Below are 14,419 nucleotides of genomic sequence, written 5' to 3'. Positions count from 1 at the left end.
AACGTCAGAAGCAGTGACAAAATCGAGATTTATTACCTTTTCAACAGCAAGTTTTTTAGAGGAATTTCCCTATTTCATAATGACTACTCTACACGGTAATTGGCTGATTGGTTCGCAAGATAGTGTTTTTTTTCTTTGGGGTGAACAGTGGCAAGGGAAAGAATTAAGTGAAACAAAGGAAAATCATCCTTTTTGTCTAGAATCTGGGGAATTAGCCCAATTTATCGAGAAATTTTCCCCTCAGCTTGACTGCTATTCTCCAGAATCAATCAAGCTCAGTTTGCCTAGTTATTCCCCCCCTAGGAAAAAATATTTTTTACCGCTGCTGTCTGGGCAAATTCTCGAACCCACAGCTAAATCCTTGTCTTGGCAACCATGGCAGATATCAGGATTAACTTTTTCTGCGGGGATGATAATACAGTTATGGGAGAAATTACCCCTAGCTAAGGCCGAATTTATCGGCAATGATCTACGATTTTGGCTGTATTTGCACCGTTGGAGTTTAGATTTATTAGCAAGGGGAAAATTTTTAGCGGGAATAAATCAGGGTGAAAGTTGCTGGTATCCCCTGCTAGATAGTACCATCGATCGCACTCGTTTAGCTAAGTTTGTCCAAACCATCCCCCCGGTCTGTCTTGCCTATCAAGAAAATAGCGAACCACAAACAATTATTCTCGATTGCTTAAAAAATATTGTCGATGCTCGTTTGCGACAAAAGATAGATAGTAGTGTTAATATTTCCCCCTCATTGATGGTGAAACCTTGGCTACAATCTTTAAGCGGTGATCATCATGAGATTGCCTTAGAAGCCAAGAATTTACAGCGTCTAGAAAATGCTTATCATAACTGGGTGTTTCCTATCCAAGAAAGTTTGGTTAATGGCAATAATCGCCAATTAATCGAGAATCAATACCGTGTCTGTTTATCTTTACAACCTCCCAGTTTAGGGACAGCGTGGAAACTCACCTATTATTTACAAGCGTTAGATGATCCCGAATTTCTCATTAGTGCCAAGTTGATTTGGTTAGAGGGGAAAGAAAGTTATCATAGTTATCAAAGAGTTGTCAATAATCCCCAGGAAATTCTCTTAAAAGGATTAGGATTAGCATCGCGATTGTACGAACCGATTAGAATTAGTTTAGAGCAGAGACACCCGGAGGAATGTTCACTTGATTCGATCGAAGTTTATCAGTTTATTCGCTCGATCGCTTGGCAATTGCAAGATCAGGGATTAGGGGTAATTTTGCCCACGGGTTTAACTGCCGGTAGTAATGAACAAAGATTAGGAATTAAGATTGCTGCCAGTGTAACTCCCAAAAAAGGAGAAAGATTAAGTTTAACCAGTTTATTAAACTTTCAGCTTAAATTAGTGGTAGGGGAACAGGAAATATCGAAAAAAGATTTTGATAAGTTATTAGAGAAAAAATCGCCAGTGGTGGAAGTGGGAGGCAAATGGTTAATCCTACAACCTACGGATGTCAAAGCAGCTCAGGCAATTTTAAATAATACCATCGCTCCCCTGAATCTCTCGGTGGAGGATGCCCTGCGCTTGAGTTCAGGAGATAATAATCTAATTGCTAAACTGCCGGTAGTTAATTTCCAAGCGGAGGGAGCATTAAAGGAATTAATTGATAATTTAAATAACAATCAAGGGATTCAATTAATCAACCCACCGCGGGAATTTCGGGGGGAATTACGTCCCTATCAAATCAAGGGAGTTAGTTGGTTAGCTTTCCTAGAAAAGTGGGGTTTAGGTGCTTGTTTAGCGGATGATATGGGTTTAGGAAAAACCCCGCAATTAATCGCTTTTTTACTAGCATTAAAAGAAGAGGATATGTTAGTTAATCCCGTGTTAGTGGTGGCTCCCACTTCTGTGGTTAATAACTGGGAACATGAATTAAGAAAATTCGCTCCCACCCTGGCGGTTTTTGTGCATCATGGCGAAAAAAGATTAAAAGGTCAAGCTTTTGCTCAAGAGGTAAAAAATAAATCGGTTGTTATTACCAGTTATCCTTTAATCTATCGTGATCTGTCCAGTTTAGAAGCAGTACAATGGCAAGGTTTAGTTTTAGATGAAGCTCAAAATATTAAAAACTCTACGGCTAAACAATCCCAAGCAGTGCGAAAAATACCCGCAGGATTTCGGATTGCCTTAACGGGAACTCCCGTAGAAAATCGCCTGACGGAATTGTGGTCAATTTTGGATTTTCTCAATCCCAATTTTTTAGGAACTCAAACATTTTTTCAGCGTCGTTTTGCCCTTCCCATTGAAAAATACGGCGATCAAGAATCGCTGCATAATTTGCGTTCCCTCGTCCGTCCTTTTATTTTACGGAGATTGAAAACCGATAAAAATATTATTGAAGATTTACCAGAAAAACAGGAAATGAATATTTTTTGTGGTTTATCGAAAGAACAGGGACAACTTTATCAACAATTAGTCGAGACAACGCTCCAGAAAATTGAAGAAATTCAAGGAATTCAGAAACATGGATTAATTTTAACCTTGCTAATGCAACTAAAACAAATTTGTAATCATCCCGCCCATTTTTTGAAAGAAAATAGTTTAGAAACCAGTCAAAGATCGGGGAAATTATTACGCTTAGAAGCCATGGTAGAGGAAGTGATAGCAGAAGGCGATCGAGCTTTAATTTTTACACAATTTGCCGAGTGGGGAAAACTCCTACAAACCCATCTCCAGAAAAAATTAGCCGAGGAAATATTATTTCTCTCCGGTTCTACCAAAACAAAAGATCGGGTAGAAATGATCGAGCGCTTTCAAAATGATCCCCAAGGACCAAAGATTTTTATTCTCTCCCTGAAAGCAGGGGGAACAGGATTAAATCTAACCCGCGCTAATCACGTTTTTCATATCGATCGTTGGTGGAATCCAGCAGTAGAAAATCAGGCCACCGATCGCGCTTTTCGCATCGGACAAAAACGCAATGTTCAGGTACATAAATTCATCTGTACGGGAACCCTAGAGGAACGCATTAATGAGATGATCGAAAGCAAAAAACAATTAGCGGAACAAACCGTAGATGCTGGGGAAAATTGGTTAACAGAATTAGATACCGATCGCCTGCGAGATTTATTATTATTAGATCGATCGGCAATTATTGATGAAGAAGAAACCGATTAGAAGCGAACCACCTGATAAACCGTGGAACCATTCTCAAATAGGGGCTGATAGTAGATACCGCTGCAATTGTAATAAAGCGTATTGTCAGCCGTAATTGTGGTGCAGCCGTCTGGGATATAGGTGACAATTGCGCCGATTGGCGGGGCCACCACCGTGTAGGAACTGCCGCTAGGCTGAAGATAGATGCCGTCCGAGTAAATGTAGGAAGTGGAACCCACATAGACGGTATTGTAGTAGGGGGGGAGAGTAGCGATCGCTGAACCGATGACTAAGCCAGTGGTTAACCCTACCCAACCCCAACCCGGGGGGACGTAATAACCGCCACCGTACCAACCGCCACCACGCCAGTAACCGTTGCGATTATCGTCAATAAAGTTCTGACGGTTCTGTTGGCGATCACCAACCTGCTGCTGCCGTTCACCCTGTCTTTCCGTGCGTTCCCCTTGACGGATATCGGTTCTTTCGCTGCGTTCCCCTTGACGTTCACCCTGTCTTTCCGTGCGTTCCCCTTGACGGTTTTGTTGACTGGTTTGCCGTTCACCCTGTCTTTCCGTGCGTTCCCCTTGACGGTTTTGTTGACTGGTTTGCCGTTCCCCCTGTCTTCCAGAAAAATCTCTAGAGGGTTGGGAACGATTACTGAAATCTCTAGAGGGTTGGGAACGATTACTGAAATTCCCTCGGTTTTGCAGATCACTACTGCGGTTAACCCGTGGGGAAGCTCCACCACCGCCACGACTACCACCGCCACCGCCACGACCACCGCCGCCACCACCGCCACCGCGAGCGTCCACATAATCCGTGATCAGTAAACTTGTACCCAAAAGGAGGGCGGCAAGAACACATAAGTTTTGACATAAAGATCTTTTCATGGCCCGGACTCCTTGATTTTTTTATGGCTGGGATTGATTATTCCTAGTAGGTAGAAGTTCGATAGGGATCGACTCTGATCCCGGTTGGAAAGTGAAAGTATCGGCGGGTGTACTGGGATTAAAATTCCAGTCGGATAATATTGCCGTGTACTGGGGTGAACCGGGTAGAGTTTTATAGGTAATAATCGCTTTCCTCAGTAGGGGGGTGGCATCCTGCGTGACCCAGATTTGATAATCGCGATCGCTACCGATCAGCAGCAGGTGATACATTTGTTCACCATTAACCATGTTGTTGCCGATAAAAATAATTTGCCTGACATCGGCCATTAGATCTGCACAGGGATCGTTCGCTGCCAGATTTGACATGGGAATGGTGATCCCGTACCTTTGCTCTACTTGGTCTAAGGCTTCATCTAGAGTATTCGGAGCCGGTTTCGTGACGTATAGATCCCGTTCCATATCCGCAAGGGTGAAGGTTTTACCGTCGTAAAAAAAGCGGGTAACTCGTTCATCCCCAGTGTAGTCCGAGCGCAGGCGATCGGGTTTCTCTACCCAGATGTTTTGATAGGCACTGTACTGAACTTTCGCCCCGGAGTCGAGTAAATCGTCATAGGTGACATCCATATTGACGGTGAACGATCGCTGTTTGGTTAAATTAGCACAGAGCTGCTCGATCACCTGTTCCGCCGTTTTTGGGCGGATTTCCTGGGATAGAGTCGGTATTTCCGCCAAGACTCCTGCGGCAGTGACCCAAGGCAAAAGTAAAGAAAGAATCGGCATAAAGCGACGCATAATCATCTAATATTCCCCCAAGGCGATCGATTGTTTTGGTTAACGACCATTGTGTAAACTGACTAAACGAGCGATAAAAACGGCGGGATAGAGAACTCCAGCCATTCCTTCTAAATTGGCCAAAACTCTAGCGACTTTACTGGTAGGAACGATATCACCGTAGCCAACCGTAGCTAGGGTAGTAAAGCTGAAATGAATTATATCCGCCTGGTTGACGGTTTTAGCGGCGGAGCTAAAGGAATCGGGTTCGAAAATCTGAACAATACTATAAGCGGATGCCCAGAAAAATCCTAGGAGAAAATAGACACAAATTCCCCCTTTGATGATATCGGATGTTACCTGTTCGGCGAGAATTAATTCTCGTAAAATCGAGTACACGCATAAACTAATAAAAGCTAGAGAAATTAATGTACTAGACAGATCGAACCAACCGGTTAAATCGCTATAAATAGGGATAATCCTGCCGAATACTCTCAGGATAAGTGCAATTACAAACAGACTGATATTACATCTTAAAGCCAATTTACTGCGATCGATCTGATAGACGGCGATGATCAGGGAGAGGGAGAAGAAAAAGAAAATCAGCAAATCTCCCAGGGGTAGATATACTAAAAATGGGTAAATAATGTAGAGCAAGACTAGATTTGCCAGCAGCCGATTGTATTTATTTTCTGTTGCCCGCATCAATTGACGAAATTTCATAGCAGCGAACCTTTAATTGACTTAACCATATATCAACTCTCGCTTTGAGGGCTTTTCTCTCTATTCTAACTTATCCCTCCTCTGACAGAAGAGGGATAAGTTAGATCTTAGCGTCCAGATTTTAGCATATAGTACAATTAATACTAAATCTCGTTATAATACTTGACTAACTGTCATTGGCTAACTTATCATTGATTGTTATCAGCTGTTCAAAACAGGATTTACTATTACTTTAGTCAGATTTAATCCCCATCGTTTTTTTTTAAGAAAAAACCAACAGAGTCACTAGCAGTAACAGTGTCAGATTAGTCGAAAAATAAAGTAACTTTGGGATTAAGTTGTTTTTATAATGCATCCATCAATTTTGATATTAGAAGTAAAAAGGATGGCATTAATCGCTACTAAAAGTATCCTTATATCGCTCTTCTGGAACTCTGGCAAAAATCTTACAGTCTCTCAACTCTGGCTCTCTTATGGGGTAAGCCTTCAAGCGAGTGCTGACTAACAGAAACCCGAAATTTGCCTAGATGCGGTCAGGGATTTGCGAAAGTCCCAGAAGAGGGATAGCTATGGCTAAAAGTCTTACAGAGCCTGAGTTAAAGCGATTCAATACTAATAAACTGCTAAATGCAAACTCCTGAAGTCCTTACGCAGATAGGGTTTGAGGTAAAAATTTTCAAATTTGACCCTTCTACCAATATAACTTGTTCCGGGGCAGAAAACCAGCAAAAACATGGCTACAGAGGGAACCGCTTACTCTAGAGATTAATGACACCATCTGTTAGAATAAGGTTAGCGATCACTATACAGCCAACTCTACGGAATCGCTCTACTCCAGATACAGTCAACGGTACAGCGGCTCGACGGCTCGACTGAGCTTCGCCGAACGTCTGAGCATCGCCGAACGTCCATTTTCAAGGGGAAAAGGGTTTTGTTGATTTTTTATTATTTCTCTATGGGGAAAGTCCAGATTTACCTTATCAGAAGCTAGGAATCTATGCTAAGTTATTGCAAGGATTATTTACTGAGGTAGCCCTCAGAAGATAAACCATCAATGGAAATCAACTTTATCCTTTTTAACCTTGAGAGTTTGAAAAATGACCAAAAATCAGCAACTTTTGGCGAAAATGGGGGGGAGCAGCCTTGCTCTCCTTCTTTCCTTGAGCTTAGGACAACAAGCTTCTGCCGACACCCTCGTTGAGAACCTAAATGAACCAAATCCAAATAACCTAGGATTCGAGGTAAAAAATAATCAATGGGTGGGTTCAAGCTTTCAAACTGGCAATGCCAGTGATGGTTATACTCTTAACTCGGTCACTCTTCGGTTTGGTCAATTCACTTCGGGTTCTTTGTTTGTTAAACTCTATACCAACGTCGCTGGAAATCCAACCACTGAGATAACCAGTTTCAATGTTCCTTCCATTGGTGTCACTAACAATTACGATTTTACGCTTACTAATCCGCAACTATTAACCGCTAATACTACTTACTGGTTAGTTGCAGGGATTTTGGTCGGTAGTGGAGAATATTTTTGGGCTAAGACTGATTCTACCGTAGAAACAGGGTTGCCTGGTTGGTCAATCGGTAATCAGGCTATTTTTAGTAATGATCAAGGGGCTTCAAATATCTGGGGTGTTTTTCCTGGGTCTGGGCCTTTTCAATTCAGCGTTAACGGGACAGTAAACACTTCTCCCCCTACTAATATTCCCGAACCGGGTTCCGTTGTTGCCTTGTTAGGACTAGGCGGATTGGGGTTAGCCTCTAGGCTGAAAAAACTCTCTACTCGTGCTTAGAAATTAGCTGAATGGAAACATCTTTCCGTCATCGATGATGCCTTAGTAAACGAGGGTATATCCTAATGATTCCCTGGTTTTCATTGGTAAATCTTCTTGACATTATCGTGATATAGGAATTTATCAAACCACGAGCAACTTTAAATGAGAACAAATTACCGCTAATTTTTCGATCAAGAAAAAGTCTTTCTCACGCAAGTTTTCCCGTCTCGAAGTGTTAGCGGTGTGTTTTTTTATTATTGAACCAACGAGAAAAGCACTTTCGTCTCTTCTCGAATTTTTGTGACAAGTGTGCCATAATCTTCGAGAAGTTTAGCAGCCGCGAGTGCCACCTAATCTCCCTCTCGGTAGAATTCTGGGAAAAGAACGGTGGAGGGAAATTACGGTTAAAAACTTTTTCTATATACATGACTACCATTTTAGCAAATAGGCTTCATCCTTTTCTATTAAGAAATATTACAATAAACATGGGGACATTAAGAGAAGTTAATGGGTGTATACATTGACGGATAAGGGTTTTCAGCTATTGTAGTAGATATGTATGTGGTAAGTTCAGGAATAAAAAAACTTAAGGAAATTTTTCCTCTGGCGGGATGTTACTAGACTAACCGCCCAAGGGAAAAAATAGGATTCTTTTTGGACATTTTTGGCTTTTACAGTCAACTCAGAGGGGGAATATATCCCCTATCTGGTTTTAATCCGAACTGAGGTTAACCACGGCTAATTCTAATGTTGTCCCTTCCTTTTCTAGCTCCTTTTTGCTAAAACTTAACACCTCATCCAGACAATCAATTACCACCGTATCCCCTTCCATAAAAGCTTGTTCGAGAATTTTTGTGGCTAAAGGATTCTCTAACTCCCGTTGGATAGCGCGTTTTAAAGGTCGCGCACCGTAGGTAGGATCGTAACCAACAGTAACGATATGGTCTTCTGCTGCCGTAGTTAATTCTAGATTAATTTTTTGTTCTCCTAATAATCTTTCCAGACGCTGTAATTGCAGACGAACAATGTAACGCAATTCTTCTTTTTTCAGGGTATGGAAAATAATTAAATCGTCGATACGATTCAAAAATTCGGGACGAAAATGACTCCGCAAAGCTGTTAAAACCCGTTTCCGCATCTCCTCATAATCGGCATCTTCGGAAACATTTAAAATATGGTCACTGCCAATATTACTGGTCATGACGATAATCGTATTCCGAAAATCCACCACGCGCCCCTGAGAGTCGGTAATGCGCCCATCGTCAAGCACTTGTAATAAAATGTTAAAAACATCCCGATGGGCCTTCTCCACTTCATCCAATAAAACCACAGAATAGGGACGACGACGCACCGCTTCCGATAGTTGTCCCCCTTCCTCGTAACCCACATAACCCGGAGGAGCGCCGATTAACCGCGAAACCGCGTGTTTTTCCATGTATTCCGACATATCGATGCGAACCATGGCTTCTTCGGAGTCGAACAGTAACCCCGCCAAGGCCCGCGCTAACTCGGTTTTACCCACTCCTGTGGGTCCCATAAACAGGAATGAACCAATCGGACGCGAGGGATCTTTCATTCCCGCGCGTGCGCGTCGAATCGCCGCTGCTACTGCCGTGACCGCTTCATTTTGTCCGACAACTTTTTTCTGTAAATGAGACTCTAATTCTAATAATTTTTGTCGTTCCGATTCCATTAAACGATTGACGGGAATTCCCGTCCAACGGGCAACTATTTCGGCGATATCGGCATCAGTTACCTGTTGTCTTAACAGGGTTGCCCCGGCTGTTTGAATCGTTTCTAGTTCTTTTTCTTTTGCTTCTAATTCCCCTTGTAAAATTTCTAGTTTGCCATACTTTAATTGTGCCGCTTTATTGAGATCATAAGCTCGTTCAGCCTGCTCCACCTGTAGGCGCAATTGTTCTTCTTCTTCTCGCAATAATTTAATTTCCTCGGCGATATGTTTTTCCGTTTGCCATTGGTCAGCGAGAGGCTTTTGTTTACTTTCTAATTCCTCAATTTCTTCGATAATTCTTTCTAAACGATCTTGAAAAGCTCGATCCTTTTTCTCCTCTTTTTCTAAGGAGAATTTTTCCATCTGTAACTGCATTAAGCGACGATCTATCATTTCCAAATCGGCGGGTTTAGTGGTACTTTCTACCTCTAATTTTGCCGCCGCTTCATCGACTAAATCGATCGCTTTATCTGGTAAAAAACGATCGCTAATATAACGATGGGATAGGGTAGCTGCTGCCACTAGGGCCGAATCAGTAATTGTCACCCCATGATGCACCTCATAACGTTCTTTTAAACCCCGGAGAATTGAGATAGTATCCTCCACGGAAGGTTCCTTAATATAAACCTGTTGAAAACGTCTTTCTAAAGGGGGATCTTTTTCAATATGATTGCGATATTCATCCAAAGTTGTCGCCCCAATACAGCGCAATTCTCCCCGAGCTAACATAGGTTTTAATAGGTTGCCTGCATCCATCGATCCCCCTTCCCTAGAACCCGCACCGACAACGGTATGCAGTTCATCAATAAAGAGAATAATTCGCCCTTCTGATTGGGTCACTTCTTTCATGACTGACCGCAATCTTTCCTCAAATTCGCCTCGATATTTTGCCCCGGCGATTAAACTTCCCATATCAAGGGAAATTAACTGACGATTTTTCAAAGATTCGGGAACATCTCCGTTAACAATCCTTTGGGCCAATCCTTCCGCAATAGCGGTTTTTCCTACCCCCGGTTCACCAATTAAAACCGGGTTATTTTTCGACCGTCGCGAGAGGACTTGTACCACCCGTCGAATTTCTTCATCGCGACCGATAACTGGGTCTAATTTGCCTTCTTTGGCCGCTGCTGTTAAATCCCGGCCATATTTATCTAAAGCTTCGTATTTTTCCTCTTGATTGGGTTCAGTAACCTTTTGAGTGCCGCGAATTGCTTTGATAGCTAATTCTAAATCTTGGGGGTCAAGATTGAAAGTGCGTAAACATTTCCGGCCAACCCTTTCATCTTCGGCAAAACCGACGAGAAGATGTTCGACGGAGATAAATTTATCTTGCCAACTTTCCCGGGATGCTTCCGCTCGATCGAGCAGCAGATCAAGACCACGACCTAGGTATAATTGATCGACGATGGCCACTTTCGGCTGTCGGTTGGTGAAGACTTCTAGCTGTTGTTGCAGTCGGGGAATTTCTATATTAGCTTTTTGTAAAATCCGGGTGGCTAGACCGTTATTCTGCTCTAGGAGGGCAATAATAACGTGTTCCACCTCTAAGGTCTGATTTTTAAAGCGTCGCGCAATTTCTTGCGATTTAACGATTGAATCCCAAGCTTGTTCGGTAAATTTATTCGAGTCTGTGGGTTGCATTCTGCACCAATGAGGAAAGCCAGTGTCAGAGGTATAGTATAGCAAGGAGTCTCGATCGATCACAAAGTTCCAGACTCGACAAAGGGTCTGACTTGAAAGAGGGTGTGGGGTGTAGGGTGTAGGGTGTGGGGTGTAGGGTGTGGGGTGTAGGGTGTGGGCTTCGGCCGTGAGCTCAGCCGAACGGGTGTGGGGTGTGGGGAGAATAAATAAAAAAGTCTCCTATCTCCTATCTCCTATCTCCTGACTCCTATCTCCTGACTTGAAAATACAAGCTGAAATAAGGCAAATTCGTCAATCATACTAAATCCGTTGAGTATAGGCTACATATCAGGAGAGGCACTCCTGCGAGTGAAGTGACTCTCAAATTATTACAGATGCGTCAGCGGCTGCGTGTAAGCATCCCACCGAAAAACTAATGCGCGGGGGGTTTGGGGGGTAGAACCCCCCAAAAGCTTGGATTGAGTAATCAGATCTGAAGTAATACGGCCATCCGTTGAGTCTAGGCCACATATCAGGAAAGAAACTCCTGCAAAAGGGGGAATAAATAATCAGTTTTTAATAACCGGATTTAGGATCAGAATATTTTCATGCTTGACGGTGTAACTTGTTGCATCGGGACTGACTTATTTATCGCTATTACCCAATTGGGTTAAAGCGGTCCCGGTGAGACGACAAATTTGCCACTCTTTGAAGGCCTTAGCCCCCATTTTTCCATAAAAATCGATCGCCAGTTGATTCCACTCTAAGACAGTCCATTCTAAAAGTCCTGCATCCCTAGCGACGGCAATTTTAGCCACAGCCATTAGTAAAGCTTTCCCGATACCTTGACCGCGATAATCGGGTAAAACGAAGATATCTTCCAAGTAAATCCCCGGTTTAGTTATAAAGGTGGAATAGTTAGCAAAAAATAGGGCAAAACCGACTATTCTACCCTCTACTTCCGCCACCAATGCTTCGATGTAGGGTTTTTCTCCGAATAAATGCTCCCCTAAAGCTTGACTATTTCCTGTCATTAAATGGCTGAGTTCTTGATAGGCCGCTAAGGCAACAATTAAGTCAAAAATAGCCTTGACATCGGTAGCAACGGCAGCACGGATGGAATAATTCATGATTGCTAGTCAAATCTTGATTTTAATGCTGATGATGTTTATGGGGAGATTCAGCAGGGGGAGAATTAAGATTGGAAAAATGGCCGTTATTTAATCCCATCCCAACGCTACCAATACTGAAAAGTCCCATGGAAACAAAACCGGCCGCAATTGTCCCCATGGCCACGGTTCCAATGGAAACTATTCCCATAGGAACAATACCGATGGAAATAACGCCCATGGGGACAATACCAATGGAAATTATACCAGTGGGGGCAATACCGATCGACAACCATTTTCGCCCGGAATTACCACAACTATTCTCTTTTTCTTGACCTAGATTGGAATCCATGTTTAACCCCGAAGATGCTTTGAGCCTTACCATACTAGGTTAGGGGTAGAATTCTTGTCAAAAGACCAGTAGTCAAAATGAAAGTTAATTTTTTATAAAAACTATTGACTTTTCATCTCAGTTATGTATTGGCGGGATACCGGCCACGTCGAGAATTTTCGGGACTAAATCCTCCCGTTTAATCGCCATGATGTGGACACCTTGACATAACTGCTGGGCTAATTTTATTTGTTCGGCGGCGATTTTGATACCTTCTTCGAGGGGATGGGCTGCATCGGCGAGTCTTTGAATGATCTGGTCGGGAATTTGTACCCCCGGCACATTTTTATTTAAAAATACGGCATTTTTAGCTGATTTTAACAGAAAAATCCCCGCTAGAACTGGTTTATCGGCGAGGGAGGCCACCTGTTGCATAAACTTATCAAGGCACTCGAAATCCGTAACTAATTGACTTTGAAAAAACTGCGCTCCCGCTTCGATTTTACGCTCAAAACGGCGTTGAAGACCAGACCAACTTTTTGACTGCACATCGACGGCAGCCCCGGCAAAAAGTTCTAGGGGTCCATCGGGTAAAGATTTATCGTTAAAGTCAAAACCTTTATTTAATTTATCGATTAATTTTAACAAACGTACCGATTCTAGGTCAAAAACTGCTCTAGCCTGGGGGTGATCTCCTGCTTTGACGGGATCTCCAGTTAAAGCTAGTATATTTCTCAATCCCAAAGCATGAGCGCCCATGAGATCTGCTTGTAATCCGATCACATTGCGATCGCGACAGGCCATTTGACAGATGGGTTCGATGTCGTGTTGATAGAGAATAGCGGAGGCAGCCAGAGAGGACATTCGCACTACGGCGCGACTGCCATCGGTAATATTAGCCGCATGAACACGATTTTTTAGCCAGAGGGCCATTTCTAGCATATGACTGGTATTACCACCTTTCGGGGGAGTAATCTCGGCTGTAATCAAAAATTCTCGGTCTTGAACCGCACGTCGTAAACGAGTAGTCATCAATTTATCTAGGTTTTAACCATAAATTTTATAGCAGATTTAGCCCGGAAATGGCTCTTAGGCAAGCAATGATCATCGGGCTGCTTTATACTGGTCGGTGTCAGCACCTGGCTGATATCAGATAAGTTAACTGGCAGGAAAAAATTTCTAATGTAGTATAATACACGGACAGTTTAACCAAATCCGTTTACAAGTGTAAAGGACAACCGATTCGATCGAGCGATCATGCAAACTCTTCCTCCTCCTACTAAAGACAAAGACGCAATCATGACCCATCCCCTCAAAATCGTCGCTTTAGGAGATAGCCTTGTGTATGGCTATGGCGACCCCGTGGGTGGCGGTTGGGCCGAACGCCTACGTCGTTTGTGGATGGAAAGTGCCGGTCATGCCCTGTATAATTTGGGGATTCGCGGCGATCGAGTGGTACAAGTGTCCGAACGTTTAGAACAAGAATTTCGTCTCAGAGGGGAAATTCGCAATCGTCTCCCCGACCTGATTCTTCTCTCCGTCGGTGTTAATGATACAGCCCGTTTAGGCCGGCCCGATGGTCGCACCTATACCGATCACGATCTTTTTCAAACTCAAATCGAACATTTACTCGGCCGGGCCCGTTCTCTTTGCCCGGTTTTGTTTATAGGTATGATTCCCGTGGATGAGCGGAAAATGCCCTTTTTAGATTGCTTTTACTTCAACCATCGCGATCAGTATCGTTTTAAGGAAACCACTAAACAAGCTTGTCTAGAGCAAAATATTCCCTATCTCGATTTATTTGATCTCTGGATGGACCGGGGTGATCTGTGGTGCCAAGAAAGATTAATGCAAGATGGACTTCATCCCAATGTCCAGGGCTATCAATCAATTTTAGAGGATATTTTAAACTGGTCGCCCCTCACCTCCTTTGTCGGTGTGGATGGTTTTATTCAACCGTTTACAGGAATTGCACAAAAGTGATGTCCTCTGTTATCAGTGGATCTAGCGGCGTTACAGAAACGAGAATATCTGGTAATATAACCGAACTTACCCCCTACATATCTACTACAATGCTGAACAGGCAATTGCACTACTCGTTCAAAATGTAGTAAATTAAGGGGCAAAATTTGCCAATCATTGCTCTGAATTTGTGACTCAATAAATTCTCGGAAAGGTGAATCAAAAGTTAATTTTTCCAGACTATATTTTATCGTCATTTCCCCAATACTAGCTTGACTAAGATAAACTAGATTTTCTCTTTCATTAATCATAATTTTATGTTTGTCTCTCAACTGTTTATTATTAGTGACATACCAAAGAAATACATAAGTATCTATTAAAAATT

At 42.8% G+C, this 14,419-nt stretch carries 11 protein-coding genes; 3 read left to right on the top strand and 8 right to left on the bottom strand.

The window, feature by feature from the left end:
- The first annotated feature begins 79 nt into the window (after positions 1-79).
- Positions 80-3,142: a sll1366 family intein-prone helicase gene (locus IM462_RS16740; RefSeq protein WP_287701950.1), complete on the top strand. Its 3,063-nt coding sequence runs from the start codon at positions 80-82 to the stop codon at positions 3,140-3,142.
- On the opposite strand, the gene IM462_RS16735 is transcribed toward IM462_RS16740, so the two are convergent.
- Genes IM462_RS16735 through IM462_RS16725 form a run of 3 tightly spaced genes read right to left on the bottom strand, consistent with a single transcriptional unit; the run spans position 3,139 to position 5,505 of the window.
- Positions 3,139-4,011: a DUF6515 family protein gene (locus IM462_RS16735; RefSeq protein ID WP_287701948.1), complete on the bottom strand. Its 873-nt coding sequence runs from the start codon at positions 4,009-4,011 to the stop codon at positions 3,139-3,141. The genes IM462_RS16740 and IM462_RS16735 overlap by 4 nt on opposite strands.
- Before the next feature lie 21 nt (positions 4,012-4,032).
- Entirely contained in the window at positions 4,033-4,809 is a 777-nt protein-coding gene (locus tag IM462_RS16730) for a DUF2092 domain-containing protein (protein WP_287701946.1), read from the bottom strand.
- Positions 4,810-4,842: 33 nt separating this feature from the next.
- Positions 4,843-5,505, bottom strand: a complete 663-nt coding sequence (locus IM462_RS16725) for a potassium channel family protein (protein WP_287701944.1) — start codon at positions 5,503-5,505, stop codon at positions 4,843-4,845.
- 1,097 nt (positions 5,506-6,602) lie between these two features.
- Here IM462_RS16725 and IM462_RS16720 point away from each other — a divergent pair.
- Positions 6,603-7,298 (top strand): choice-of-anchor R domain-containing protein, encoded by a 696-nt coding sequence (locus IM462_RS16720; protein WP_287701942.1) that lies wholly within the window; start codon positions 6,603-6,605, stop codon positions 7,296-7,298.
- Positions 7,299-7,992: 694 nt separating this feature from the next.
- Here IM462_RS16720 and clpB read toward each other — a convergent pair.
- The 4 genes from clpB to IM462_RS16700 form a co-directional block, all read right to left on the bottom strand.
- Complete coding sequence (clpB, locus tag IM462_RS16715) at positions 7,993-10,653, bottom strand: ATP-dependent chaperone ClpB (RefSeq protein WP_287701940.1); 2,661 nt, start codon at positions 10,651-10,653, stop codon at positions 7,993-7,995.
- A 623-nt stretch (positions 10,654-11,276) separates the two neighbouring features.
- The gene (locus IM462_RS16710) at positions 11,277-11,762 is read right to left on the bottom strand and encodes a GNAT family N-acetyltransferase (RefSeq protein ID WP_287701938.1); all 486 of its coding nucleotides are present in this window, start codon (positions 11,760-11,762) and stop codon (positions 11,277-11,279) included.
- A 22-nt stretch (positions 11,763-11,784) separates the two neighbouring features.
- Positions 11,785-12,093 carry a hypothetical protein gene (locus IM462_RS16705; RefSeq protein WP_002759516.1) on the bottom strand — a complete coding sequence of 103 codons (309 nt, stop codon included), beginning with the start codon at positions 12,091-12,093 and terminating at the stop codon, positions 11,785-11,787.
- A 117-nt stretch (positions 12,094-12,210) separates the two neighbouring features.
- Positions 12,211-13,104: a methylenetetrahydrofolate reductase gene (locus IM462_RS16700; protein ID WP_287701936.1), complete on the bottom strand. Its 894-nt coding sequence runs from the start codon at positions 13,102-13,104 to the stop codon at positions 12,211-12,213.
- Positions 13,105-13,329: 225 nt separating this feature from the next.
- On the opposite strand from IM462_RS16700, the gene IM462_RS16695 reads away from it, so the two are divergent.
- Entirely contained in the window at positions 13,330-14,055 is a 726-nt protein-coding gene (locus IM462_RS16695) for a GDSL-type esterase/lipase family protein (RefSeq protein WP_287701934.1), read from the top strand.
- Here the strand turns inward: IM462_RS16695 and IM462_RS16690 are convergent.
- Positions 14,025-14,411: a type II toxin-antitoxin system VapC family toxin gene (locus tag IM462_RS16690; RefSeq protein WP_353737356.1), complete on the bottom strand. Its 387-nt coding sequence runs from the start codon at positions 14,409-14,411 to the stop codon at positions 14,025-14,027. The two genes, IM462_RS16695 and IM462_RS16690, sit on opposite strands and share 31 nt — an antisense overlap.
- Positions 14,412-14,419 lie beyond the last annotated feature (8 nt).

It is taken from the genome of Microcystis sp. M144S2 (assembly GCF_020246065.1).
Classification (GTDB): Bacteria; Cyanobacteriota; Cyanobacteriia; order Cyanobacteriales; family Microcystaceae; genus Microcystis; species Microcystis ichthyoblabe_A.
This window is presented reverse-complemented; position numbering and strand designations above follow the sequence as displayed.

Coding starts and splice junctions, on each gene's coding strand:
- IM462_RS16740 (WP_287701950.1), top strand. CDS start 80: ATGACTACTCTACACGGTAATTGGCTGATTGGTTCGCAAGATAGTGTT.
- IM462_RS16735 (WP_287701948.1), bottom strand. CDS start 4,011: ATGAAAAGATCTTTATGTCAAAACTTATGTGTTCTTGCCGCCCTCCTT.
- IM462_RS16730 (WP_287701946.1), bottom strand. CDS start 4,809: ATGATTATGCGTCGCTTTATGCCGATTCTTTCTTTACTTTTGCCTTGG.
- IM462_RS16725 (WP_287701944.1), bottom strand. CDS start 5,505: ATGAAATTTCGTCAATTGATGCGGGCAACAGAAAATAAATACAATCGG.
- IM462_RS16720 (WP_287701942.1), top strand. CDS start 6,603: ATGACCAAAAATCAGCAACTTTTGGCGAAAATGGGGGGGAGCAGCCTT.
- clpB (WP_287701940.1), bottom strand. CDS start 10,653: ATGCAACCCACAGACTCGAATAAATTTACCGAACAAGCTTGGGATTCA.
- IM462_RS16710 (WP_287701938.1), bottom strand. CDS start 11,762: ATGAATTATTCCATCCGTGCTGCCGTTGCTACCGATGTCAAGGCTATT.
- IM462_RS16705 (WP_002759516.1), bottom strand. CDS start 12,093: ATGGATTCCAATCTAGGTCAAGAAAAAGAGAATAGTTGTGGTAATTCC.
- IM462_RS16700 (WP_287701936.1), bottom strand. CDS start 13,104: ATGACTACTCGTTTACGACGTGCGGTTCAAGACCGAGAATTTTTGATT.
- IM462_RS16695 (WP_287701934.1), top strand. CDS start 13,330: ATGCAAACTCTTCCTCCTCCTACTAAAGACAAAGACGCAATCATGACC.